The 22,416-nt window shown below is 72.2% G+C and carries 25 protein-coding genes; 9 read left to right on the forward strand and 16 right to left on the reverse strand.

Annotation, left to right across the window (positions count from 1 at the left end; translation table 11 throughout):
• The first annotated feature begins 19 nt into the window (after positions 1-19).
• A complete protein-coding gene (locus JW592_RS28890; protein WP_307805586.1) occupies positions 20-499 on the forward strand; it encodes a GbsR/MarR family transcriptional regulator in 480 nt (159 codons plus the stop codon).
• 24 nt (positions 500-523) lie between these two features.
• On the opposite strand, the gene JW592_RS28895 is transcribed toward JW592_RS28890, so the two are convergent.
• A complete protein-coding gene (locus tag JW592_RS28895) occupies positions 524-1,468 on the reverse strand; it encodes a diacylglycerol kinase catalytic domain-containing protein (protein WP_307805587.1) in 945 nt (314 codons plus the stop codon).
• Between the two features lie 317 nt (positions 1,469-1,785).
• Here JW592_RS28895 and JW592_RS28900 point away from each other — a divergent pair, with 317 nt between their 5' ends.
• Both JW592_RS28900 and JW592_RS28905 read left to right on the forward strand, forming a co-directional pair.
• Positions 1,786-3,069: an adenylosuccinate synthase gene (locus JW592_RS28900; RefSeq protein ID WP_209268202.1), complete on the forward strand. Its 1,284-nt coding sequence runs from the start codon at positions 1,786-1,788 to the stop codon at positions 3,067-3,069.
• A gap of 98 nt (positions 3,070-3,167) precedes the next feature.
• On the forward strand, positions 3,168-3,752 hold the full coding sequence (locus JW592_RS28905; protein WP_209268203.1) for a Uma2 family endonuclease: 585 nt from the start codon (positions 3,168-3,170) through the stop codon (positions 3,750-3,752).
• Positions 3,753-3,763: 11 nt separating this feature from the next.
• Here JW592_RS28905 and JW592_RS28910 read toward each other — a convergent pair whose 3' ends face one another.
• On the reverse strand, positions 3,764-4,324 hold the full coding sequence (locus tag JW592_RS28910) for an HXXEE domain-containing protein (RefSeq protein WP_372446592.1): 561 nt from the start codon (positions 4,322-4,324) through the stop codon (positions 3,764-3,766).
• A gap of 193 nt (positions 4,325-4,517) precedes the next feature.
• Here JW592_RS28910 and JW592_RS28915 point away from each other — a divergent pair, with 193 nt between their 5' ends.
• Positions 4,518-4,784 carry a hypothetical protein gene (locus JW592_RS28915; RefSeq protein WP_209268204.1) on the forward strand — a complete coding sequence of 89 codons (267 nt, stop codon included), beginning with the start codon at positions 4,518-4,520 and terminating at the stop codon, positions 4,782-4,784.
• A gap of 111 nt (positions 4,785-4,895) precedes the next feature.
• Here the strand turns inward: JW592_RS28915 and JW592_RS28920 are convergent, their stop codons facing one another.
• The 5 genes from JW592_RS28920 to yczE all read right to left on the reverse strand — a co-directional run bounded on the left by JW592_RS28920 (position 4,896) and on the right by yczE (position 9,047).
• Complete coding sequence (locus JW592_RS28920; RefSeq protein WP_209268205.1) at positions 4,896-5,609, reverse strand: alpha/beta hydrolase family protein; 714 nt, start codon at positions 5,607-5,609, stop codon at positions 4,896-4,898.
• Entirely contained in the window at positions 5,606-6,874 is a 1,269-nt protein-coding gene (gene kynU / locus JW592_RS28925) for a kynureninase (RefSeq protein ID WP_209268206.1), read from the reverse strand. Before kynU ends, JW592_RS28920 begins: the two co-directional genes overlap by 4 nt.
• Positions 6,867-7,688 carry a tryptophan 2,3-dioxygenase family protein gene (locus JW592_RS28930; RefSeq protein ID WP_209268207.1) on the reverse strand — a complete coding sequence of 274 codons (822 nt, stop codon included), beginning with the start codon at positions 7,686-7,688 and terminating at the stop codon, positions 6,867-6,869. Before JW592_RS28930 ends, kynU begins: the two co-directional genes overlap by 8 nt.
• Positions 7,689-7,845: 157 nt before the next feature.
• Positions 7,846-8,259 (reverse strand): DUF3151 domain-containing protein, encoded by a 414-nt coding sequence (locus tag JW592_RS28935; protein WP_209268208.1) that lies wholly within the window; start codon positions 8,257-8,259, stop codon positions 7,846-7,848.
• Between the two features lie 95 nt (positions 8,260-8,354).
• Complete coding sequence (gene yczE, locus JW592_RS28940) at positions 8,355-9,047, reverse strand: membrane protein YczE (protein ID WP_372446593.1); 693 nt, start codon at positions 9,045-9,047, stop codon at positions 8,355-8,357.
• A 233-nt stretch (positions 9,048-9,280) separates the two neighbouring features.
• Here yczE and JW592_RS28945 point away from each other — a divergent pair, with 233 nt between their 5' ends.
• The 4 genes from JW592_RS28945 to JW592_RS28960 are packed head-to-tail and all read left to right on the forward strand — an operon-like array spanning position 9,281 to position 12,969.
• Entirely contained in the window at positions 9,281-9,922 is a 642-nt protein-coding gene (locus JW592_RS28945; protein ID WP_209268209.1) for a DUF6875 domain-containing protein, read from the forward strand.
• Positions 9,919-10,899: a tryptophan 2,3-dioxygenase gene (locus JW592_RS28950; protein WP_209268210.1), complete on the forward strand. Its 981-nt coding sequence runs from the start codon at positions 9,919-9,921 to the stop codon at positions 10,897-10,899. The genes JW592_RS28945 and JW592_RS28950 overlap by 4 nt, the downstream gene beginning before the upstream one ends.
• Positions 10,900-10,909: 10 nt before the next feature.
• On the forward strand, positions 10,910-12,190 hold the full coding sequence (locus JW592_RS28955) for a kynureninase (protein ID WP_209268211.1): 1,281 nt from the start codon (positions 10,910-10,912) through the stop codon (positions 12,188-12,190).
• Positions 12,187-12,969, forward strand: a complete 783-nt coding sequence (locus JW592_RS28960) for an SDR family NAD(P)-dependent oxidoreductase (protein ID WP_209268212.1) — start codon at positions 12,187-12,189, stop codon at positions 12,967-12,969. The genes JW592_RS28955 and JW592_RS28960 overlap by 4 nt, the downstream gene beginning before the upstream one ends.
• A 129-nt stretch (positions 12,970-13,098) precedes the next feature.
• Here JW592_RS28960 and kilB read toward each other — a convergent pair whose 3' ends face one another.
• The 8 genes from kilB to JW592_RS29000 form a co-directional block, all read right to left on the reverse strand.
• Entirely contained in the window at positions 13,099-13,566 is a 468-nt protein-coding gene (kilB, locus tag JW592_RS28965; RefSeq protein WP_209268213.1) for a plasmid transfer protein KilB, read from the reverse strand.
• Positions 13,567-13,632: 66 nt separating this feature from the next.
• Positions 13,633-14,664 (reverse strand): class II fructose-bisphosphate aldolase, encoded by a 1,032-nt coding sequence (gene fbaA / locus JW592_RS28970; RefSeq protein ID WP_209268214.1) that lies wholly within the window; start codon positions 14,662-14,664, stop codon positions 13,633-13,635.
• Positions 14,665-14,843: 179 nt separating this feature from the next.
• Positions 14,844-15,386: an orotate phosphoribosyltransferase gene (locus JW592_RS28975; RefSeq protein WP_209268215.1), complete on the reverse strand. Its 543-nt coding sequence runs from the start codon at positions 15,384-15,386 to the stop codon at positions 14,844-14,846.
• Between the two features lie 33 nt (positions 15,387-15,419).
• A complete protein-coding gene (locus tag JW592_RS28980) occupies positions 15,420-16,271 on the reverse strand; it encodes an aldose epimerase family protein (protein WP_209268216.1) in 852 nt (283 codons plus the stop codon).
• Between the two features lie 78 nt (positions 16,272-16,349).
• Positions 16,350-17,318 (reverse strand): SRPBCC family protein, encoded by a 969-nt coding sequence (locus JW592_RS28985; RefSeq protein WP_209268217.1) that lies wholly within the window; start codon positions 17,316-17,318, stop codon positions 16,350-16,352.
• Between the two features lie 56 nt (positions 17,319-17,374).
• The gene (locus JW592_RS28990) at positions 17,375-18,892 is read right to left on the reverse strand and encodes a polyamine aminopropyltransferase (protein ID WP_209268218.1); all 1,518 of its coding nucleotides are present in this window, start codon (positions 18,890-18,892) and stop codon (positions 17,375-17,377) included.
• Between the two features lie 91 nt (positions 18,893-18,983).
• Positions 18,984-19,562 carry a DUF2617 family protein gene (locus tag JW592_RS28995; protein WP_209268219.1) on the reverse strand — a complete coding sequence of 193 codons (579 nt, stop codon included), beginning with the start codon at positions 19,560-19,562 and terminating at the stop codon, positions 18,984-18,986.
• Between the two features lie 286 nt (positions 19,563-19,848).
• Positions 19,849-20,100, reverse strand: coding sequence for a hypothetical protein (locus JW592_RS29000; RefSeq protein ID WP_209268220.1), 252 nt, complete (start codon positions 20,098-20,100; stop codon positions 19,849-19,851).
• Between the two features lie 160 nt (positions 20,101-20,260).
• On the opposite strand from JW592_RS29000, the gene JW592_RS29005 reads away from it, so the two are divergent.
• Entirely contained in the window at positions 20,261-21,475 is a 1,215-nt protein-coding gene (locus JW592_RS29005) for a pyridoxal phosphate-dependent aminotransferase (RefSeq protein WP_209268221.1), read from the forward strand.
• A 300-nt stretch (positions 21,476-21,775) separates the two neighbouring features.
• Here JW592_RS29005 and JW592_RS29010 read toward each other — a convergent pair whose 3' ends face one another.
• Positions 21,776-22,306: a YbjN domain-containing protein gene (locus tag JW592_RS29010; RefSeq protein WP_099883022.1), complete on the reverse strand. Its 531-nt coding sequence runs from the start codon at positions 22,304-22,306 to the stop codon at positions 21,776-21,778.
• Between the last annotated feature and the right edge of the window lie 110 nt (positions 22,307-22,416).

Consider the following 22,416-nt stretch of genomic DNA (forward strand, 5'->3'; position numbering starts at 1 on the left):
CAGGAAGAAGCTGACAGACGTGGCAGATGACGACCCTCTGGAGGACTACGAGGAGCGGGTCTCCCCCTTCGTCGAACGGTTCGCCGCCGACCTCACCGAGGCAGGTATGCAGCGGATGGCGTCCCGCGTCTTCGCCTGCCTGCTCACCTCCGACGACGGCGCCCTCACCTCCGCCGAACTGAGCGAACGCCTCCAGGCCAGCCCGGCCGCCATCTCCGGCGCCGTGCGCTACCTCTCCCAGGTCGGGATGGTCTCCCGGCAGCGCGACCCCGGGTCGCGCCGCGAGCGGTACCAGCTGCATCACGACGTCTGGTACACCACCCTGCTCAACCGCGACCAGGTCCTCAACCGGTGGCTGGTCACCCTCAACGCCGGAGCGGAGGCCATCGGCACCGACACACCCGGCGGGCGCCGGGTGCGGGAGAGTGCGGAGTTCTTGGAATTCATGCGCAAGGGGCTGGAAGATCTGCTGAAACGCTGGCAGTCCCGCCCGCCCTGATGAGGGGGCTGCCCCCCTGCGGGATCAGGCTGCTGGGAGGACCAGGTGCCAGGCCCGGGGGAGCACCGTCCAGGTGCGGGGTTCGTCGGGGGCGGCGCTGGCCCCCGTGCCGGTGTCAGCGCGATAGCGGAAGCCCTCCGGCGCGGACACCGTGACGGTGCGCGCCCGCACCCGCACGGGTGCCCCCGTCACCGGGTGGACGGCGACCTCGGCGAGCCCCTCGGCGCCATTCGCCCGCACGGTCACATCGGTCACCGGCCGGTCAGGGCCGGTGACGACCGCGCCGTCCGCCTCAACGCGCAACCACTGGACCGTCCGCACCTGCGGCGCACGACGAGGCGCGGGCGCCACCGGAGCGGGGCCCCGCTCGTCCGCCTCGCCGTGCGCCCGGGAGCTCAGCGTGCGCGCCAACGCGTGCGACATCCGCCGCCACGGGGAGGTGGCCGCAGCCGAAGGGGCGCCCTCCCGGTGCCGCGGCGCCGACGAGCGGGCGGACTGTGCTCCCTCCGTACGCAGGCCGCCCAGTACGACGCCTTCCTCCTCGTCGACCAGCAGATCAAGCGCCCGCGGGTTGCCGCGCAGCACCGTGCGGGCCGCCGAGACCGCGTCCAGCGGCAGGCCGAGGCTGCGGGCGAGGGCGACCGAGGGGCCGTTGCCGACCGGCACCACCGACAGCGCCGTCTGGGCCAGGGCGCGCTCCTCGTGCAGGTGCTGGACCGCGCGCAGCAGGGCCCGGTCGTTGCCGACCAGGACGGGGCGCCTGCCGCCGCGCCGGGCCAGCAGCCGCGGCGTCTCGGCCGGATCGTCGGGGAGACACAGCTTGAGCCCCGGCGTCCCCGCACGCAGCACGTCGCGCGCGATGCGTACGGACTCGGCGTCCGTGAGCCGGGCGACCGGGTCGACGACCACGAGCAGCGGGACCTCGCCCGGACTCTTCGAGCCGGGGATGCCCCCGGCGGTCCGGTCCACGCTCGCGGGGGGCCTCGCGGAATCTGGAGCCGACACCACGATCCTTCCTCATGAATTCCGAAATTCGTACTTTCGATGCGTACTGGCGTACTTCCAGTGCGTACCGAGGTGGTGCTGGTTCGTACGTCCGTCCGGCCCGGGACACTCCCCTGTTCGTCACCCGGGAGAATTGTTCGGTAATCTCTCGGTGCAAGAGCCCCTGCCGCTGTTGCGCCAGGGGCTTCCTCTATCTGGGGTACCGGCCTGCGGCTCTTGCGCTGGCGCCAAGAGGCGTCACCGCACGTGGGACATGCCCCGCCCGGAAGGGGTGTACGCCTGTGCCCGCACTTGTGCTGCTCGGTGCTCAGTGGGGTGACGAAGGCAAGGGAAAGGCCACCGACCTGCTCGGCGGCTCAGTGGACTATGTGGTGCGCTACCAGGGCGGCAACAACGCCGGTCACACGGTCGTCGTCGGCGACCAGAAGTACGCGCTCCATCTCCTCCCTTCCGGAATCCTCTCCCCGGGGTGCACCCCGGTCATCGGCAACGGCGTCGTCGTCGACCCCTCCGTCCTGCTCTCCGAGCTGAGCGGGCTCCAGGAGCGCGGCGTCGACACCTCCAAGCTGCTGGTGAGCGGTAACGCGCACCTGATCACCTCGTATCACGCGACGCTCGACAAGACGACGGAACGGTTCCTGGGCAAGCGCCGCATCGGCACCACAGGCCGCGGCATCGGCCCCAGCTACGCCGACAAGATCAACCGGGTCGGCATCCGGGTCCAGGACCTGTTCGACGAGTCCATCCTGATGCAGAAGATCGAGGCCGCGCTCGACTTCAAGAACCAGGTCCTCGCCAAGCTCTACAACCGCCGCGCGATCTCAGCGCAGCAGGTCGCCGAGGAGCTGCTGGGCTACGCCGAGCAGCTCAAGGGGTATGTCGCCGACACCACCCTGATCCTCAACGACGCGATCGACGAGGGCAAGGTCGTCCTGTTCGAGGGCGGCCAGGGCACGCTGCTGGACGTGGACCACGGCACGTACCCGTTCGTCACCTCCTCCAACCCGACCGCCGGCGGCGCCTGCACCGGCGCCGGTGTCGGCCCGACGAGGATCAGCCGGGTCATCGGCATCCTCAAGGCGTACACCACGCGCGTGGGCGCGGGCCCCTTCCCGACGGAGCTGTTCGACGACGACGGCGAGGCGCTGCGCCGCATCGGCGGCGAGTTCGGCGTCACCACGGGGCGCAACCGGCGCTGCGGCTGGTTCGACGCGGTCATCGCCCGCTACGCGACGCGGGTCAACGGCCTGACCGACTTCTTCCTCACCAAGCTGGACGTGCTCACCGGCTGGGAGCAGATCCCGGTCTGCGTCGCCTACGAGATCGAGGGCGAGCGCACCACCGAGCTGCCCTACAACCAGAGCGACTTCCACCACGCCAAGCCGGTCTACGAGTACCTGCCGGGCTGGAGCGAGGACATCACCAAGGCCAAGACCTTCGCCGACCTGCCCAAGAACGCCCAGGCGTATGTGAAGGCCCTGGAGGAGATGTCCGGAGCCCCCATCTCCGCCATCGGCGTCGGCCCCGGCCGCGACGAGACGATCCAGATCAACTCGTTCCTCTGAGCCTGGCCGTTCACCCGTTCGGACCAACCAAGACGGAACGCCCATCCGCTCCGGGCGGGGCCGGGTCACCCTGGCCTTCGCCCGGGAGGAGGTGCCACATGAGGCTTGTGGCCGAGCGCACGTCTCACATGACGGTGGACGAGTTCGAGCAGATCGCTTCCACCGCCCCCGAGACCGTCACGCTGGAGTTCATCGACGGACGGATCGGGGAGAAGGCAGCGCCGGATGGAGGTCGCGGGGCAAGCGTCAGGTGGCTGCTGCGGCAGTGCATGCAGGCCCGCCCGGAGCTCGCCCTCCACCCCAGGCAGGGACTGAGGGTCAGCGCCCACGGCAAGGGCAGAGCACATCCGGACGGCTCGCTCGCACCCGTCGACCACTTCGTGGATCACGGCGAGTGGGCCCAGCCGGACGGGGTGCTGATGACGGTGGAGGTCACCTCGTACGACTCCGACACCGACCGCCGGGACCGGAAAGCGAAACCGGCCGCCTACGCGACCGCCGGCATCCCTGTCTACCTCCTCATCGACCGCGACCGGTGCGAAGTCGTCGTCCACACCAACCCGGACCCGGACGCCGGTCGCTACCGTGACGTGCACACCGCGTGGTTCGGCGAGCAGGTGACTCTCCCCGAGCCAGTCGGCTTCTCGTTGGACACGGAGCCGTTGAAGAAGTATGTGCGCTGACCCGCGCCCCCTCACCGAGCCCGCAGCAGGCGGTCGGCCACGGTGTGGGAGGCCGCCGTCGCCGCCGCTGCGGTGCCGAGGCCGAGGGCCAGGTCGCGGGCCGTCGTCGGCTGGAGGACGCCCGCCGCGCGCAGTCGGCGGCGCGCCCAGGCCGTGAAGGGGATGACCAGCAGTGGGGAGGTCACCGAGCCGGGGGTGTACCCCCGGGTGGCGGCGGCCTGGGCCAGGTGGACGAAGCCGTGCAGGCCGAATCCCGTGAGCGCCTGCTGGTAGAAGGCGCTGCGCCCGCCCGTGCGGTAGCCGTCCGCAGCGGCCGCGCCCACGACGACGGCCATCACGCCGACCGCGGCCGCGAAGCGCCGGCCGTCCAGCGACTCCAGCCGCGCCCACACCGCCTCCGGCACACCGGGTATCTGCTCCCGCAGCTCGGGGAGGCGGGTCCGCGTCCAGCGCGGCATCATGGCCACTTCCTCCAGGTCGTGCAGCGCCCAGGCCGCGAAGAGGCCCAGGGTGGCGCCCGCTCGCACCGCCTCGTTCAGGTCCGCGCCTTGGCGGCGTGTGTTCATGGTCATGGCAGGAGTGTGGCGGGGGCGCCGACGAGGCCGGGAGTCGCCCCCTCCCGTGGCGGGCCGTACGCGCCCGTGCGGGGTATATGAGCGGCACTTACGGACTAATGATGATCGTTTCAGTGCCGGGTGTGGAAGGGCTCTCGACGCACAGGCAGAACCGCGCGAGACCGCGCACCAGACCCCGCAAGGAGCACCTATGCGCATCCGCACCGCGACCGCAGCCACCCTCCTGGCGACCGCCGCCGTCTTCGGCGCGGCGGGCACCGCCTTCGCCGGCGACCACGCCGACCAGTACTGGACCACGTTCGCCCAGGACTACAGCGACCGTTCCCTGAACGCTCGCATCAGCAGCAGCGACAACGACACCACCGACATCAAGAAGTTCCAGGTCACCAACATCACCGACAACGAGGTGAGGCCCATCACCGCGGGTGCGGCGATCGGCAAGATCGTGCTGGACTGAGCCGACCCGGCGCCGCTGCTGAGGCGCTCACGTGCCGTTCCGGCCCCGCTCCGCGGGGCCGGACACGCGTTCGGACCTTTGCCCCTGATCGCCCCTTCCGGGGCGCAGCCCTCAGCGCAGGGAGCGGGACAAGGTGTCGAAGGAGGGGGTGCGGGGGGTGAGGGGGGCGTAGTGGCCGACGCCGGGCATCAGATGCAGGCGGGCGCCCCAGTTGTTGGCGTAGCGGCGGGACAGCTCGATGGGAACCTCCTGGTCCGCGGTGCCGTGCAGGATCTCCACCGGCGTACGCGGCAGCAGCCGCATCGGGTCGGCCTCCCACAGCGAGGAGGCGACCTTGTCCTCGCCGCCGAGGAACCCGGCGACGGCCCCGCCGCTCAGCCGCATCGCATGGGCCCGCTCCAGATCGGCGATCGGGGCCAGCACGACCACGCGCCCGGCGGCCCGCTCCCGTTTGGCCGCCGCCCACAGCGCCAGCTGTCCGCCCGCGGAGTGGCCGAACAGGACGCTGGGCACGGCGCCCAGATGGTCGAGGGCGGCGTCGACATCCTCCGCGGTGGCGGGCCAGCCGCCGTCGCCGCCGACCCTGCGGTACTCGACCAGCGCGACGGGGACGCCCTGGCCCGCCAACGCGGCGGCGAACGGCGAGAGATGGCTGCGGTCCCACTGCTCGCGCCAGAATCCGCCGTGCAGCAGCACCACCAGGCCCCCGCCGGCGGCCTCCCCGTACAGGTCGATGACCTGCGAGGGGTGGGGTCCGTACCGCTCCTGGCGCTCGGGGGTCGCCGGCGGGAGTGCCTGCAGGGCCTTGTACTCGTCCTGGCTCATCGTGCTCCCCCGATCACTTCGCCCAGGACGCGGGCGGCACGCTCGACGTCCTGGAACGAAGTGTAGAGCGGGGTGAAACCGAAGCGCAGGACTCCGGGACGGCGGAAATCCCCTACGACACCGCGCGCGATCAGCTCCTTCATCACCGGCTCCGCCTGCTCCGCCGGGTCGCACAGCAGCGCGATCTGGCTGCCGCGCAGCGCGTGTTCGGCGGGCGTCAGGGAGCGCACCGACACACCCGTACCGGCAGGACCGTTGGGTACGTACGCGGCGACACAGCGCAGGAAGAAATCCGTGAGCGCCAGCGACTTGGCGCGTACGTCCTCGATCCGCACGCCCTCCCAGACCGCGAGCGCGGCCTCCAGCGCGGCCATGGACAGGATGTCCGGGGTCCCCACCCGGCCGCGCGCCGCACCGGCCGCCGGCCGGTAGTCGGGCGCCATGGCGAACGGGTCGGCGTGCGAGTTCCAGCCCGGCAGCGGGGAGTCGAACCGCTCCTGGAGCCCGCTGCGTACATAGAGGAAGGCCGGCGCCCCGGGGCCGCCGTTGAGGAATTTGTACGTGCACCCGACCGCGAAGTCCACGCCGTGCGCGTCGGCTTCCACCGGCAGCGCGCCCGCGCTGTGGCACAGGTCCCAGACGGCGAGGGCACCGGCGTCGTGCGCCGCGGCCGTCAGCGCGGGCAGGTCGCGCAGGGCGCCGGTGCGGTAGTCGACGTGGTTGAGGAGTACGGCCGCGGTACGCGGACCGACGGCGCCGGGCACCTGTTCGGGCGCCAGCGCGCGCACCGTGCAGCCGGTGAGCCGCGCCGCGGACTCGGCGATATAGCCGTCGGTGGGGAAGGTCGCCTCGTCCACCAGCAGTTCGCCGCGCGCCGGAGCGTCCCGGCGTGCGAGACGGACCGCGCCGATCAGCGCCTTGAGGATGTTGACGCTGGTCGAGTCCGAGACGACGACCTGGCCGGGCCCCGCGCCGATGAGCGGCGCCACCCGCTCCCCGACCCGCTCCGGCATCGTCCACCAGCCCGACTCCTCCCAGGACCGGATGCGCAGCTGCCCCCACTCCCGGGAGACGACGTCCGCCAGCCGCCCCTCGACGGCCTTGGGCAGCGCCCCGAGGGAGTTGCCGTCGAGGTAGACGGTGCCGGGGTCGAGCACGAACAGCTCACGCAGGTGGGCGAGGGGATCGGCCGCGTCCAGCTGGAGAGCCTCCTGGGCGCCGTCGGACAGCGCGGCGCCCTCGGGCCCGAGAGTGCCGTCAGACATGGCTGCGCGCCGTCCACAGCTCGGGGAAAACCTGTTTCGCCGCCCGCTTCTCCAGCCAGGCGACCCCGGCGGAGCCGCCGGTGCCGACCTTGGCGCCCATCGCCCTGCGGGTCGCCACCAAGTGGTCGTTCCGCCAGCGCCACACCAGCTCGGCGACCTCGGTCAGGGCCTCACCGAGCCGGTGCGCCGCGCTGCCGGAGTCGCCCGTGTAGACCCGCACCCACATCTCCTCGACACCCGGGTGCGGCTCGTACTTGAGCGACACGTCCCGCCGCAGCACCTCCTCGGGCACATCCTCGCCCTGCCGGGCCAGGAACCGCAGCGCCTCGTCGTAGAGGCTCGGTTCGTGGAGCGACTTCTCCAGTTCGGCGTGGACCCGGGGCGAGCCCCGGTGCGGCACCAGCATGGAGGCGGACTTCTCGCCCAGCAGGAACTCCAGCCGCCGGTACATCGCGGACTGGAAGCCGGACCCCTCACCCAGCGCCGAGCGGTAGGCGTTGAACTGGGCCGGGGTCAGATGGGCCAGCGGCTCCCAGGAGGCGTTGAGCGAGGTGAGCTCGTACGTCGAGCGCTTGAGAGCGGCCAGCGCGCCCTCGATGTCTTCCTGCCGCAGTCGCGTCGCCGCCGTCTGCCACTCGTGCACGATGACGGTGAACCACAGCTCCATCACCTGCGTGGTGACCAGGAACGCCATCTCCCCCGGATCGTCGGAGAGCGGGTCCTGGAGATGGGTGAGGACGTCGGCGCGTACGTAGTCCTCGTACGGTGTGGTGCCCGCGAAATCCAGTACCGGGGCATCGGGGTCGTGTGACATCGCTGTCTCCACTCACTGTGCTTCCGGGTAGCGGTCCGCTCCTTCCGGCTAGACATCGGAGCCCCGGTCCCCTCGGGCCCACTGAGGGCCCACTCCGCATCATGCGCGCAAGACGAAGGCGGCGGCAAGTTGTCCTGCCGCCGCCGGGGAGAGGCACTCAGCCCAAGGTGGCTGCCGCTGTCGGAGAGCTCTCCTTCAGGAAGGAGGAGCAGCGCTCGTACTCGTCCTGCTCCCCGATCGCCTGGGCCGCGCGGGCGAGGGCGTGCAGCGCGCGCAGGAAGCCGCGGTTCGGCTCGTGCTCGAACGGCACCGGGCCGTGCCCCTTCCAGCCGTTGCGGCGGAGTGCGTCCAGCCCCCGGTGGTAGCCGGTGCGCGCGTAGGCGTACGACTCGACGACACGGCCCGCCTCGAACGCGTCGTCGGCGAGCTGCGCCCACGCCAGCGAGGAGGTGGGGTGCTGCGCGGCGACCTCGGCGGGCGCCGTCCCGGCGGCGAGCAGCTCGCGGGGCCCGGGGTCGTCGGGGAGGTGGGTCGGGGGCGGACCCCCGAGAAGGTTTTCATGAATGGCCATGGCCCCCAGTGTGCCTGTAGGCGCCGACATCCCTGCCTCCCCCCGCTGCCTGACGCCCCGAGTCCCGCTCAGGGCGCCGCCTCCCCCGCCACGTCTCAGGGCGCCGCCTCCCCCGCCACGCCCCGCCCGGCGGCCGTCTCCGGCTGCGGCACCGCGAAGAGGCGCTGGAAGACCTGGATCAGCGGTCCGATGGCGAGCGCGTGGACCACTGTGCCGATGCCGACAGAGCCGCCCAGCAGGAATCCCGTCACCAGGACGGTGACCTCGATCACGGTCCGCACCAGCCGGGTGGAGCGCCCGGTGACCCGGCACAGTCCCGTCATCAGACCGTCGCGCGGCCCGGGGCCGAGGCAGGCTGCGATGTACAGACCGGTCGCGGCTCCGTTGAGCACCACGGCGGCCAGGAACAGCGGGACACGTACCAGCAGCGGCTGCGGCGTGGGGGTGAGGGCCAAGGTGGCGTCCATCGCCAGGCCCACCAGCAGCACATTGGAGACGGTGCCCAGGCCGGGGCGTTCGCGCAGCGGCACCCACAGCAGCAGAACGGCGGCGGAGGCCAGGACGACGACGGTGCCGATGCTCAGCCCGGTCCGCTCGGCGACGCCCTGGTGGAAGACGTCCCAGGAGTTGAGGCCGAGCCCGGCGCGCAGTTGCAGCGCGACGCTCGCGCCGAAGAGGACCAGCCCCACGTAGAGCTGGGTGAGCCGGCGCGCGGCGTTCCCCTGCGCGAGGCCGAGGGCGCCGCGGAGCCCGGCTGCGCTGCGGGAGGGGCGCGAGGAGGGGGTCACCCCCCAATCGTGCGCGTACCGCGTCGGCGCGGGACCGCGGACGCCCGGTCGTCCGGCGGCAACCACGCAAAAGCAGCCACCTCCCAGCGGCCCCTCCTGCCGCGTCCCTCTCTCCCTGTCACGCCCGCTCCGTGCCACCAGGCATCACGCGCCCGGCGCATGCCACGGGCACTCGCACACGATGACGGAGATGAGCCTGCCCTCCCCGCCCGGGATGACGTGATTCTTACCGAATGGACTTGTGCAACGGGGACAGTGGTGAGCACTGCACCGCGCCACGGGAACAGGCGTGGCGCTGGTTCGAGGACTTCCTGTGCCGACCGCACGGGCAACTCGGACGGGATGGGCAGGTCTGCCCGTTCGTCGGCCCGGCGATCGAGGCGGGGACGCTGCGCGTGGCCGAGTGGGAGGTCGGGCCCGAGCCGTCGGTGCAGGAGCTGGTCGCGCTGGTGCACCGGATGGTCGACACGTTCCAGGAGATGGAGTGGGCGACCCGCAACCGTACGCTCCACGCGTTCGTCGTCGTCCTCGGCGGTCTGGACGCCACCGCGCTGCCGCTGCTGGACGAGGCGCACCGCAGGGTGAAGCCCGAGCTGGTGGCCCGCTACCTGATGCTCGGCCAGTTCCACCCGGCGTGCGAGGAGCGCGCGGCCCGCAACCCCGGCCTGCGGGTCTCGCGGGCTCCGGTACCGCTGTTCGCGCTGCGCCATATGGCCTTCCACGACGTGTTGTTCCTGGACGGCGACGAAGAGTGGTTCGGCGCCTACCACGCGCGCTTCGGCCGCCGGTACACCTCGGTGACGATGCCCGACCCGCTGTTCGCCGACCGGTACACACGCGCCTGCGAGAGGTGGCCGGCGAGGTGCGAAGCATGACGGCCGGCTCCGGGACGGGAGGCAACGGAAGCCGCAGCTGCGATTCCGGCGACCTCGGGGGACACGGCGACCTCGGCGGGCACGGCGACCTCGGCGGGCACGGCGGCCTGGGCAGGCACGGCAGCGACGCCGAGCGGGCCCGGCTCGCGGCGCTGCGCGACGGCGAACCCCTGGTCGACTTCGCCGGCGGCTCCACCCCGTACATCGACTACCAGTCCATCGACGTCCTCCTCTCCCTCCAGCAGCCGCGCTCGGACGAACCCGCCGAGTTGCCCTTCTACGTCCTCGGGCAGGTCAAGGAGCTGCTGTTCAAGCTCCTGTACGAGGAGCTGACGCGGGTGCGCTCCCTGCTGGAGCAGGACGAGGTACGGCAGGCGACCTGGGTGCTGCGCCGTGTGCACCGGGAGGCGGGGCTGCTGTGCTCGACGTGGGACGTACTGGGCTCGCTCGCCCCCACCGAGTTCAACGCCTTCCGCGACAGCCTGGGACAGGCATCCGGACTCCAGTCGTACATGTACCGGATGGTGGAGTACGTCCTCGGCAACAAGGACCCCCGGCTCGCCCGCCCGCACCTGGGCGTCCCCGGCGTGGCCGAGCAGGTGCGCCGGGCGCTGGACGAGCCCAGCGTGTACGACGCGGCCCTGGCGCTGCTCGCCCGGCGCGGCGCCGCACTGCCGCCCGCGCTGCTGGAGCGCGACTGGTCGCAGCCGTACGAGCCGAGCGAAGCGGCCGAGCTGGCGTGGGCGGGGGTCTACGCCAAGGGCAGCGCGCCGGACGAGGAGCTGTTCTGGCTCGCCGAGGCGCTGGCGGACGTGGCAGAGGCCATGTGCCGCTGGCGGTCCCTGCACCTGCTCACCGTCGAACGGATCATCGGCACCAAGCCCGGCACCGGCGGCACCCACGGAGTGGCGTGGCTGCGCCGGGTGAGCGAACACCGGTTCTTCCCCGATCTGTGGGCGGCGCGGGGACGGCTATGAGGGGGCGGCCATGACGACGACACAGCCGGACACACACGGGTACGAGGACCTGTACCCGGACGTCCGCCGAGCATCCACCATCGACCCGGACACCGTGCGGCAGTGGGACGCGGCCGATCCGCTGGCAGCCTTCCGCTCCCGCTTCGCGCCCGCTCCCGAGGGACTGGTCTTCCTCAACGGCGCCTCCCTCGGCCGCCTCCCCGCGGCAACCGCCGACGCCACCGACGCGCTGGTGCGCGGCGAGTGGGGCGACCGGCTGGCCGAGGCCCGCACCCAGTGGCTCGATCTGCCGCAGCGGGTCGGCGACGAGTTGGCCGCCACGGTGCTGGGCGCCAGGCCCGGCGAGGTGGTGGCCTCCGACTGCACCAGCGTCAACCTCTACAAGCTGGGCGCCGCCGCACTCCGCGACCGGCCGGGCGCCGTGGTCCTGGACGACGACAACTTCCCCACCGACCAGTACGTGCTGACCGGGCTCGCCGAGGAGTACGGCCGCGAGGCACGCCTCGTCCGGACCGACCCGGACCGCGGCCCGCAGCCCGAGCAGCTGCGTCTGGCCGTCGAGGGCGGGGCCGCGCTGGTGTCGCTGTCGCTGGTCTCGCACCGCTCGGGTGCGCTGGCCGACATGCGCGCAGTCCAGGAGATCGCGCACGCGGCCGGCGCGCTGGTGCTGTGGGACCTCAGCCACGCGGTCGGCGCCCTGCCGCTGCGGCTGACGGCCCTCGGCGCCGACCTGGCGGTGGGCTCCACCTACAAGCACCTGTGCGGCGGTCCCGGCGCGCCCGCGCTGCTGTACGTACGCGAGGAGCTGCACAGCAGACTCACCCAGCCCGTGCAGGGCTGGTACGGGCACCGCGAACAGCTGGCGATGCGGCACGACTTCCACCCCGACCCCAGCATCCGCCGCTTCCTCACCGGCTCCCCGCCCGTGCTCTCACTCGCCGCGCTCCGGCCCGCCGCACGGCTGCTCGGCGAGGCGGGCCTGGAGCGGATACGCGCCAAGAGCACCGCACTGACCGGTCTGTTCCAGCGGCTCGCCACCGAGCTGCTGAGCCCGCACGGCTTCCGCCTCGCCGGTCCGTCCGACCCCGCCGAACGCGGCGGCCACCTCACCTACGCACACGACCGGGCCCGGGCGCTGGTGCCGCTGATCGCCGAGCGTGCCGGGGTCCTGGTCGACTACGGCGTACCCGACCGTATCCGCGTCTCACCCGCGCCGCTGTCCACCCGCTTCGAGGACGTGTACGAGGCCGCGCACCGCATCCACCGCGTGCTGGAAAAGGAGAGCGCATGACAGCGGACCACCGCAGGAGGGTGCTGGTCACCGGGGCCTCCAGGACCACCGGGATCGGTGCCGCGATCGCGGCCGTGCACGCCGAGCGCGGGGATGCCGTCGCGGTGCACTGCCGTGCCGACACCGCCGCGGGTGAAGCCGTCGTCGCGGCGCTGCCGGGCGACGGCCACACCCTCGTCGTCGGGGACGTGGGCGATCCGGAGCAGGCCCCGCGCATCTTCGACGACGCGGTGGCCGGGCTCGGCGGCGTCGACGTCCTGGTCAACAACTCGGCGGTGCACATCGAGCACCCTGTCGCGACCACCCCGTGGGAGGAGTGGCAGCAGCTGTGGCGCCGCACCCTGGATGTGAACCTGCTGGGCGCGGCCCATCTGTCCTGGTGCTTCGTCCACCATCTGCTCGGGCGCCCGGAGGGCTCCCGGGGCGGACGGCTGGTGATGGTCGGCTCCCGGGGCGGCTACCGCGGTGAGCCCGACGTGCCCGCGTACGGCGCGAGCAAGGCGGGCATGCACGCGCTGGCCCAGTCGCTGGCGGTGGCCCTGGGCCCGCACCGGATCGCGGTCGCCGCCGTCGCCCCCGGCTTCACCCGCACCGATCTCACCCAGCCCCTGCTGGACAGCCCGGAAGGCGAACGCATCATCGCCGACCACCCCATCGGCAGGATCGCGGAGCCCCGCGATGTGGCCGAGGCGGTCGCCTGGTTCACCGCCGACTCGCCCGGCTCCGAGTGGGCGACGGGCGCGGTCCTGGATCTGAACGGCGCCTCGTACCTGCACTGAGTCTCTGCACTGAGTCTCTGCACTGAGCAGGGCGCGCCCCGAAGGGGCGCGGGGAACTGCGCGACAAGCCACAACACACCGGCAGCCCACAACGCACGGCAAGGGGCAGCCCCTCACAGCCGGAGGGCGTCACCGCACCAGCCGGGCGGCCACTGAGACAAACGCCTCGATGGCCTCCCGGGCCTTCCGCGCCCGGCTGAGGTGCTCGGAGTCCTCCACCGCTTCGGAGATCTCCGTCGTTCGCTGGTAGGCGAGCTCGGCGGCGCGGGCGACGCTCTGGTCGTGGGTGAGCAGCTTGACCCGGTAGAGCGCCTGCCGGGCGACCGTGCGCAGCCGGTGCGCCTCGTCGCGTGCCTCCTTGTACGACTCCCCGCCCGCGTCCTCCCTCTTGCGGTACCAGCGGGTGGCCTGGCCGTGGCGGTAGTCCTCCACGGCCGCCGCGAACGCGGTGTAGGTGGCTATCCACTCCTGCCTCAACGCCTCGGACCGGGTGAACTCCTCATTGCGCCGGGAGGCGAGCCGCTGGAAGACGTGCGTGATCACCGACCCCAACAACGTACCCACGACCGCCACGACACTTGTCCAGATGGCTTCCATGGTGGCAGTCGAACACAGGAAGCCCCCGGCGCACCGGGGGCTTCCTGTACCGAAGAGACCTCCGGACTACTTCAGGCGGGTGCCCGTCGACCGCAGGTTCCCGCAGGCGACCTGGACGCGCTCGGCCATGCCCTTCTCGGCGGCCTTGCCCCAGCTGCGCGGGTCGTAGACCTTCTTGTTGCCGACCTCGCCGTCGACCTTCAGCACGCCGTCGTAGTTGCTGAACATGTGCGCGGCGACCGGCCGCGTGAAGGCGTACTGGGTGTCGGTGTCGAGGTTCATCTTCACGACGCCGTTCTGCAGCGCGGTGGCGATCTCCTCCTCCGTGGAGCCGGAGCCGCCGTGGAAGACGAAGTCGAACGGCCGGCTGTCCGCGGGCTTGTCGAACTTCTCGGCGACGCCCTCCTGGAGGTCCTTGAGCAGCTCGGGGCGGAGCACCACGTTGCCCGGCTTGTAGACGCCGTGCACGTTGCCGAAGGACGCGGCGAGCAGGTAGCGGCCCTTGTCGCCGAGACCGAGCGCCTCGGCGGTGCGGATGGCGTCCTCGACCGTGGTGTACAGCTCGTCGTTGATCTCGTGGGTGACGCCGTCCTCCTCGCCACCGGTCGGGGTGATCTCGACCTCGAGGATGATCTTCGCAGCGGCGGCCTCGGCCAGCAGCTCCTGGCCGATCTCCAGGTTGTCCTTGAGGGTCTCGGCGGAGCCGTCCCACATGTGGGACTGGAAGAGCGGGTTCTCACCGCGCTGCACCCGCTCGCGGGAGACCGCCAGCAGCGGGCGGACGTAGCCGTCGAGCTTGTCCTTGGGGCAGTGGTCGGTGTGCAGCGCGATGTTGACCGGGTACTTCTTCGCGACGATGTGCGCGAACTCGGCGAGCGCCACCGCGCCGCTGACCATGTCCTTGCTGTACTGCCCGCCCAGGAACTCGGCCCCGCCCGTGGAGATCTGCACGATGCCGTCGCTCTCCGCCTCGGCGAACCCGCGGAGCGCGGCGTGCAGCGTCTGCGTCGAGGTGACGTTGATGGCGGGGTAGGCGAACTTGCCCTCCTTCGCCCGGTCGAGCATCTCGTTGTAGATCTCGGGGGTTGCGATGGGCATCAGACCGCTCCTTGGGGTGTGCGTAATGGTGATCCGGCTTCGGCTCAACGGAACGACGTCATCGTCGTGGCCCATCTTCCCAGACGGGGCCGGATGCTCCAGACGCGGGTGTTCACAATTTCACTAAGAGGATCGGCGGTGGTTTCACGTGAAACCACCGCTGCCCCCGGGACCGACCCCTACGTCAGGTCGAGGTCACTCAAATCGAACGCGTATACATACGGCACTCCCGTACGCTCCATCGCCACGGCCGCGCCGCGCTCCACGATGGTCGCCACCGCCACGACCTCGGCGCCTGCCTGCCGGGCCGCCTCCACGGCGGTGAGCGGCGAGTTCCCCGTCGTCGAGGTGTCCTCGACGATCAGCACCCGCCTCCCCGCCACATCCGGCCCCTCGATCCGGCGCTGCAGCCCGTGCGCCTTGCCCGCCTTACGGACGACGAACGCGTCGAGGTGCCGGCCACGGGCCGCGGCGGCGTGCAGCATCGACGTCGCGACCGGGTCGGCACCCAGCGTGAGCCCGCCCACCGCGTCGTAGTCCAGATGCGCCGTCGCGTCCAGCATCACCTGGCCCGCGAGGGGTGCCGACTCACCGTCCAGGGTGACCCGGCGCAGGTCGATGTAGAAGTCGGCCTCCGCACCGGAGGAGAGGGTGACGCGGCCGTGCACCACGGCCTTGTCCTTGATCTGTCGCAGCAGCGCGGCGCGCACGTCGTCGTTCATGAGACCTCAGCCTATGCGTCCGGCAGCTCGCGGCTACAGCCGCTGCCAGCTCCAGGTCGTCGTCAGCTCCAGCGGGTCCAGCGGCGTCACCTGGCGCGGGTGGGAGTTGAGCCCGTTCGGCGGGCCGGACTGCGGCTCCACGCACACCGCCTCCTCCGGCTCGTCGTAGACCACCACGTACTCGGCGCGCGAGGTCATCCGCAGCGACAGCTCCGACGGCCACGTCAGGGTGACATCCACCCCGCCGGGCATCCCGAAGCAGTCGTCCCACGGGCCGGGCCGCGGCTCGATCCGGGCACCGGTGGGGATGTGGTCCTCGTCCCGCTCCTCCTGCCACTCGGGCGAGAAGTCGATCCGGACGTCCTCCCCGCCCTGGCCGAGGTTGCGCAGGAACCACGGGTGCCAGCCGGCCTGCGCGGGAAAGGAGACGTCGAACGTCTCGACGGCCAGCCTCAAGGTCAGCGAACCGCCGTCCTCGGCCAGCTCGACGACCTGCGTCACCCGGCCCTCCCACGGCCACGGGTCGGTCAGGTCGTAGGTGAACGACGCCTTGGTACCGGTGGCGCCCGGCGCCTGGCGCCACACCGCGTCCCGCACCGTGCCGTGGATGGCATGCGGGCCTCCCCCGGCCTCCGGCCGGGAGGCGCCCTCGTTCAACGGCAGTTGGAACATCTCACCGCCGTTGCGGAAACGCCCCTGCGCGGTGCGGCCGCACCACGGCGCCATCACGAACGCGCCGTATTTCGGCCCCTGGCGCAGCAGTTCGGTGCCGCCCACCCGGAGGGAGGCGAGCCGGCACCCGCGCTGGGGTTCGACCGTCACCTCGGTCCCCAGGGCGCTGAGCACGACGGACGTGGCTTCTGCGGAGGTGGGCAGATCAGTCATACAGCGACCATAACGGCGACGTCAGCGGCGCCGCCGCAAGACCCGCTGTCCACCTCGGCGCGCTCGCCCCCACGGAACTCAGCGACGGCGGCGCAGCGCCCTGCCCAGCACCACAGCGCCCGCGACCACGGCGGCCGCCGCCGGCGCCGCCCAGCGCAGTGTCGCCGTCGCCGACGCCTGTTCCGGGGCCGGGACCGGTGCGTACCGGCCGCGCGGCGGCGCGTGGTCCACCTCCTCCGCGCTGCGCCCGATCATCGTGCGCCGTGCGTGCGCCGCCTCGGCACCCAGCCCGCCGTCCTCACCGGGCAGACCCGACTCGCCGTAGCCTTCCTGCGCCGCGTCGAGTTCGGACTCGTCGTCGCGGCCCAGCGACGAAGGCGGCACCTCCGTCTCGAACAACGGGGTACGGTCCGGCTCGGGTTCCGGCTCCGGGATACCGGGGATCGCACGCTCGTTGTCCCCCGGCGCGCCGATACCGCCCGCGACGGGCCCCTCGCCACCCTCGCCCTCCCCGGCCATGCCCTCCCCTGCCACGCCGCCCTCGGCCGCCTCCGCCTCCGGGCTGCCGACCGGTGGCTCGTCCCGGATGCTCTCGCCGAGCGCCGCGGCGAATTTGTCGAGCAGCCGCACCCCCGCCGACGTCGCCGTCTTCTCGTCCAGCGCCGCCAGCCGGCCGGTGCAGGTGACCGTGCCGACGCACACCAGCGCGGTGCCCTCGCCGTCGTCGGCCGAACGGGGCTCGATGGTCAGCGCGAGCTCCACCGTCCCCTCACCGCGGGCCTCGTTGCCGCTGCCCGCCACCTCCAGCCGCTCCAGTGCGTCCGGTCCGGCGGCGCTTCCCGTGCCGCCGCGCGGAGTGAGGGAGAGCGTGCCGCGATACGTGATGGTCGAACCGCCGACCCGCACCTTGAGGCGGCCCGCGAGCTGCTCGGCGCCGTCTTCCGGCTCCTCATGGAAACCGGGTACGCAGCGGGCGAGGCGGGCGCTGTCGGTGAGGGCGGCTCGTACCGAGCCGACGGAAAGCGGTACGTACACCTCGTGCTCCATGGGGCGGAGCCTATTACCCATGAGTCCGCCGCACCTATGACTGCGCCGCAACTTCCTCAGCCCCGGTAGCGGGGATGCATCAAGGTGGAGGGAGGCAGCCGAGGATCTCCCCGAGGGGGCGCGGACCCGTCGGCGAGAAGCCCGCAGTCCGGTGGAGCCGGCCGCGCGTGGCGGGCCACGAGGAACCCCCTCCCCCCGGCCGAGACGCACGGCCGCAGCCCCGCGGCCCGCAGCGTGGCATGCACCGTCCAGAACTCCCGGGCATGGCTCCCGGGCTCGCCCGCCCGCAGCGCGACCCGCCCCTCATCGGCCAACGCCCGGGCGGCGACCGCGTAGAACTCCTCCGAGTACAGCTTGGGTCCGGTGCCGCCGCCCGGCGCGGGCAGCGCGACGACCATCACATCGAACGGCACCGCCGCCTCGCGCCCGCGGTCCCGCAGCCAGTCGAAGGGGTCGTCGTGCACGACGCGGACCCGGGGATCGTCCAGCGCCCCGCTGTTGAGCGCACGCAGCCCGGGGTCGCGCCGGGCGAGCCGCACCAGCCCTGGGTCCCGCTCGACGACGGTGACCTTCCGTACGTCGCGGTGGCGCAGCACTTCCCGCAGGGCGAGCCCGTCGCCACCACCGACGATCAGCACCCGCTGGTGCGGCCCGCCGGTCATGGCGGGCCGCACCAGGGCGCGGCGGACGGCGTGGGCCTGGCGCCCCCGCAGTACCGGCCTGCCGTCCTGGAACAACCGCAACTCGCCGTCCTCGGGCCACCGGTGCCGGTCCGCGCCGCCGGTCAGCACGAGTTCCTGGTGCGCGGTGTGGACGGCGACCCGTACGTCGCCGCCGTAGACGGCGTGCCGTGCCGCGCGCTCGAACGGGCCGACGAATGCGGAGCCGGCGATCAGCAACAGCAGAACGCATACGTTGGCCGCCAGCAGCCGCCAGCGGGCCCGTCCCTCCAGGTCGTGGCGGAAGAGCCACTGCACGACGATGCCGCCGGCCAGCGCGTTCACCACGCCGGTGAGCAGTCCGCCGGTCAGCTCTCCGGCGAGCGGCAGCAGCAGGAAGGGGAAGGTCAGCCCGCCGACGAGCGCTCCCACGTAGTCGGCGGCGAACAGGTCGGCGAGCGCTCCGCCCGCGTCCTGCTGGCGGATGCGCTGGATGAGGGTCATCAGCAGCGGCATCTCCGCGCCGATGAGCACTCCGATGGTGAAGGAGATGAGGACCAGCACCACCCGGGCCCCGCCCAGCCAGGCGAAGGAGGCGTAGAGCGCCATCGCCGAGCCGCCGCCGACGAGCGCCAGGAGGGCCTCGACGTAGCCGAATCCCGCGGCGGCGTGGCAGCGCAGCCGTTTGGCGAGCAGCGAGCCGATGCCCATCGCGAAGACCATCACGGAGAGCACCACGGATGCCTGGGTGACGGAGTCGCCGACCAGGACCGAGGCCACGGCGACCAGTTCGAGTTCGTAGACGAGGCCGCAGGCGGCGCACACGAAGACCGAGGCGAGGACGAAGCCGCGTCCGAGCCCTGCGGGGACGGGCAGTCGCGCGTGCTCCGCGCAAGGCTGGGGACGGTCGATCATGAATGCACGTTACGTTACAATCCGGGCACACTCGGTCACTCACATGGGTGCTTGGGAGTCACTCGCTCCCGGCCCTGCGAGCGCCGCCCGGTCACGCCATCGCGGGGCCGCACAGCGGGACCGTGGCCGGCTCGCCAGGCCCCGGCGTTCCCTTCAGCCCTTCCCGCGCTCTGGTGGCGACGCGGGTACGGGTCGAGACCAGACAGCCCTCCTGGGGGTACGAGTGCCAGGTGCGCCAGCGGATCTGCCCCTCGTGCCGCTGGACGAGCAGCGCGGTGAAAGCGCTCGGCGCCCCGGGAAAGGTGCCGGCGAAACCGTTGGGGTGGTCCGCGACCAGCGCGAGCAACTCCTGCGCACGCCCCGTGAAGGAGCCGGGTGACAGCCTCTCCACCCGCGCGGCGAACTCGTACTCCCACTCGCCGAAGCGTTTGGAGACGCCCAGCGGTAGCGGGGTGCTGCGGCCAGGCAGACAGGCGACCGTCTCGGAACAGTTCCCGTACTCCTCGCCCAGCATCACCTGGTGCGAGGCGCCGAGCAGCCGCAAGTGCACGTGCGTGTCCTCCAGTTCGACATCCATGCAGGCCAGGGCCGGCAGGGGTGCGCGGCCCAGGTCCCAGGCGAGGTCGTGCGCGCGGGTGTCGGTGTAGGCGGTCTTCAAGGTGGTGAGCATGAGTCGGCTCCGCAAACACGCAGGGAGGGTGGGCCGCCCCACCCCTCGAGCTCCCGAGCCTCCGGGCCGGGGGCCGGGAGCGCTCGGGGACGACAGTTCACGATTCACCGAATCACGGAACGCGCTGCGTCCCCAGCGGTTTTACCCAGGTTCTGCGGATTTCCATCCCATAGGTATGGAAGAGGTCAAGTGTTCCCTTCCCCGGTGTGAGCACCGCCGCGCACCCGGGCCGCGCGCACCGCCGCGTGCGCCGCCGGACACCGTCGCGCGCCCCCGCACTCGGGTATCAGCTGCCGCCGCCCCCGCCGCCACAACCGCCGCCGCCCCCGCCCCCGCCACAGGACGAACTGCTGCCGCAGGAGGAACCGCCGCCACAACCGTGGCCGCCGCCACCGGAGTTGCCGCCGCCACCCCCGGCCCACCAGGAGCCGCCGCCGCGGCCGGAGCGTGCGGACCGCTGGGAGCCGGCCGACTTGACGAGCGCCGCGATGAATGCGAAGACGGCCACTATGCCGATGAACGCCACTGCTTGGGACATGTGCTGCCCTTCCCCCTCGTTGTCCTCGGACAGCAACTCCCTTGCCGTTCTCCCGTGTTGCCGTCCTCGGGTGTAGCGCCGGTGTAAACGGCTCCTGCCCGGCCCCGGGGGGCACAAAGCCGGGTTGAGGAAGATAAGAGCTTGCCGGAGGATGACAGCCATGACTGCTGGCCAAGCTGCTGTCCCAGGAGCGCAGGACCACGGGCGTCCGCTGCTCAACCGCCGCCTCGCCGGGTTCGGCACCACGATCTTCGCCGAGATGTCCGCGCTCGCCGTCCGCACCGGCGCGATCAACCTGGGCCAGGGCTTCCCCGACACGGACGGCCCGGAGGAGATCAGGGAGGCGGCGGTGCGCGCGCTGCGGGACGGGCGCGGCAACCAGTACCCGCCCGGCCCCGGCATCCCCGAGCTGCGCGGCGCGGTGGCCGAGCACCAGCAGCGCTTCTACGGGCTGGGCTACGACCCCGAAACCGAGGTGCTGATCACCGCGGGCGCCACCGAGGCCATCGCCGCTTCACTGCTGGCGCTGGTCGAGCCCGGTGACGAGGTGATCGCGCTGGAGCCGTACTACGACTCGTACGCCGCCTCCATCGCGATGGCGGGCGGCACCCGGGTGCCGGTCACCCTGCGCCCGCGCGACGGCGCCTACCACCTCGACCTGGACGAGTTGCGCGACGCCGTCACCGACCGCACCCGGCTGCTCCTCCTCAACACCCCGCACAACCCCACCGGCACCGTGCTGAGCCGTGCGGAGCTGGCGGCCGTCGCCGAGCTGTGTGTGGAGCGCGATCTGCTCGCCGTCACCGACGAGGTCTACGAGCACCTGGTCTTCGACGGCGAGCACCACCCGCTGGCGGGCTTCCCAGGGATGCGCGAGCGCACGGTGACGATCTCGTCCAGCGGGAAGACGTTCTCGCTGACGGGCTGGAAGGTCGGCTGGGTCACCGGCACGCCCGCGCTGGTGAGCGCCGTGCGGTCGGCCAAGCAGTATCTGACCTACGTCTCGGCGGGCCCCTTCCAGTACGCCATCGCCGAGGCGCTGGCGCTGCCCGACGACTACTACACGGCCCTGCGCGAGGGGCTGCGGGCCCGGCGGGACCTGCTGGCAGCGGGGCTGCGCGAGGCCGGTTTCGAGGTCTTCAGGGCCGCGGGCACCTACTTCATCACCACCGACATCCGCCCCCTGGGCGCCGACGACGGCGTCGCGTTCTGTCTTTCGCTGCCCGAACGGGTGGGCGTGGTCGCCGTCCCGACGCAGGTCTTCTACGACCACGCCGAGGCGGGTGCACCGTACGTCCGCTTCGCGTTCTGCAAGCGGGAGGAAGTGCTGGCGGACGCGGCGCGGCGGCTGCGCGGTGTGGCGGGCACCGTCTGACCCGCCACCCCGCAGCGCCCGCGAGCTCCCCCGAGTCCGCCCGCGTCCACCGTCGCGCGGGACCCGCCTGTTCCCCCGTGCTACCCCTGTGCGGGTCCCGCGCTCTGCCGACGAGTCTCCCGGCACGGGATGCTGCGCGACACCTGACGGGTGACAGGGATGCGGCGGCGAGCCCGGTGCGGGCCGGGGCAGGGCGGGCGGGACCCGCGGTCCACCGGTGCCCTGGCCGGTGTGCGAAAGCGCGAGGGGCCGGGCGCACGCGCGGTGCGCCCGGCCCCTCGGGGCTGCGGGGTGCCGGCGTCAGGCGCTGTCGCCGTCACCCTCGGAGGAGTCGATGTCCTTCTCCAGGCCGAACTGCTCCACGAGCCACTTGTCGAACTCGATGGAGGCCCGCACCCAGCTGACCGTGGACGAGACGAAGTGCTCCAGCGAGACGCCCGTACCGACGAGCATCTGCGCCTCGCCGATCAGCCGGACGCTGCCGTCGTCGTGGGTGTGGCTGTAGACCTTGGGCCACAGGGTGCGACGGTTCCAGTCGTCGATGGCCTCGAGGAGCTTGGGCTTGTCCTCGATGGTGTGCGGACGGTCGTAGAACGTACGGACCGAGAAGACCTGCTGCTCCGCCTCCCCCCGGAACATGAAGTACGTACGGAACTCCTCCCACGGCGCCGCGAGGTCTCCCTCGTCGTCGACGACGTACTTCAGCTCCATCTGGTCCAGGAGCTGCTTGACGAGGTCCTGGTCGGGGATGATCGGTCCGGTGGGACCGGACTCCTCCGGCTCCTCGGGCTGGCCCCCGAAGTTCGGGATCGAGGACGGGTCGATGCTCACGTGGGTGTTCCCTTCATACGGCTCCGCCCATCCTCCCGCACCCGCCCCCCGCAATGACAACCCTGCCCCACTGGCGCGCCCAGCGCCCCGTGAGCAGCCCGCACAGCCGG

It is taken from the genome of Streptomyces spirodelae (assembly GCF_017676385.1).
GTDB lineage: Bacteria > Actinomycetota > Actinomycetes > Streptomycetales > Streptomycetaceae > Streptomyces > Streptomyces spirodelae.

Coding starts and splice junctions, on each gene's coding strand:
- JW592_RS28905 (WP_209268203.1), top strand. CDS start 3,168: ATGAGGCTTGTGGCCGAGCGCACGTCTCACATGACGGTGGACGAGTTC.
- JW592_RS28910 (WP_372446592.1), bottom strand. CDS start 4,324: ATGACCATGAACACACGCCGCCAAGGCGCGGACCTGAACGAGGCGGTG.
- JW592_RS28915 (WP_209268204.1), top strand. CDS start 4,518: ATGCGCATCCGCACCGCGACCGCAGCCACCCTCCTGGCGACCGCCGCC.
- JW592_RS28920 (WP_209268205.1), bottom strand. CDS start 5,609: ATGAGCCAGGACGAGTACAAGGCCCTGCAGGCACTCCCGCCGGCGACC.
- kynU (WP_209268206.1), bottom strand. CDS start 6,874: ATGTCTGACGGCACTCTCGGGCCCGAGGGCGCCGCGCTGTCCGACGGC.
- JW592_RS28930 (WP_209268207.1), bottom strand. CDS start 7,688: ATGTCACACGACCCCGATGCCCCGGTACTGGATTTCGCGGGCACCACA.
- JW592_RS28935 (WP_209268208.1), bottom strand. CDS start 8,259: ATGGCCATTCATGAAAACCTTCTCGGGGGTCCGCCCCCGACCCACCTC.
- JW592_RS28945 (WP_209268209.1), top strand. CDS start 9,281: ATGGACTTGTGCAACGGGGACAGTGGTGAGCACTGCACCGCGCCACGG.
- JW592_RS28950 (WP_209268210.1), top strand. CDS start 9,919: ATGACGGCCGGCTCCGGGACGGGAGGCAACGGAAGCCGCAGCTGCGAT.
- JW592_RS28955 (WP_209268211.1), top strand. CDS start 10,910: ATGACGACGACACAGCCGGACACACACGGGTACGAGGACCTGTACCCG.
- JW592_RS28960 (WP_209268212.1), top strand. CDS start 12,187: ATGACAGCGGACCACCGCAGGAGGGTGCTGGTCACCGGGGCCTCCAGG.
- kilB (WP_209268213.1), bottom strand. CDS start 13,566: ATGGAAGCCATCTGGACAAGTGTCGTGGCGGTCGTGGGTACGTTGTTG.
- fbaA (WP_209268214.1), bottom strand. CDS start 14,664: ATGCCCATCGCAACCCCCGAGATCTACAACGAGATGCTCGACCGGGCG.
- JW592_RS28975 (WP_209268215.1), bottom strand. CDS start 15,386: ATGAACGACGACGTGCGCGCCGCGCTGCTGCGACAGATCAAGGACAAG.
- JW592_RS28980 (WP_209268216.1), bottom strand. CDS start 16,271: ATGACTGATCTGCCCACCTCCGCAGAAGCCACGTCCGTCGTGCTCAGC.
- JW592_RS28985 (WP_209268217.1), bottom strand. CDS start 17,318: ATGGAGCACGAGGTGTACGTACCGCTTTCCGTCGGCTCGGTACGAGCC.
- JW592_RS28990 (WP_209268218.1), bottom strand. CDS start 18,892: ATGATCGACCGTCCCCAGCCTTGCGCGGAGCACGCGCGACTGCCCGTC.
- JW592_RS28995 (WP_209268219.1), bottom strand. CDS start 19,562: ATGCTCACCACCTTGAAGACCGCCTACACCGACACCCGCGCGCACGAC.
- JW592_RS29000 (WP_209268220.1), bottom strand. CDS start 20,100: ATGTCCCAAGCAGTGGCGTTCATCGGCATAGTGGCCGTCTTCGCATTC.
- JW592_RS29005 (WP_209268221.1), top strand. CDS start 20,261: ATGACTGCTGGCCAAGCTGCTGTCCCAGGAGCGCAGGACCACGGGCGT.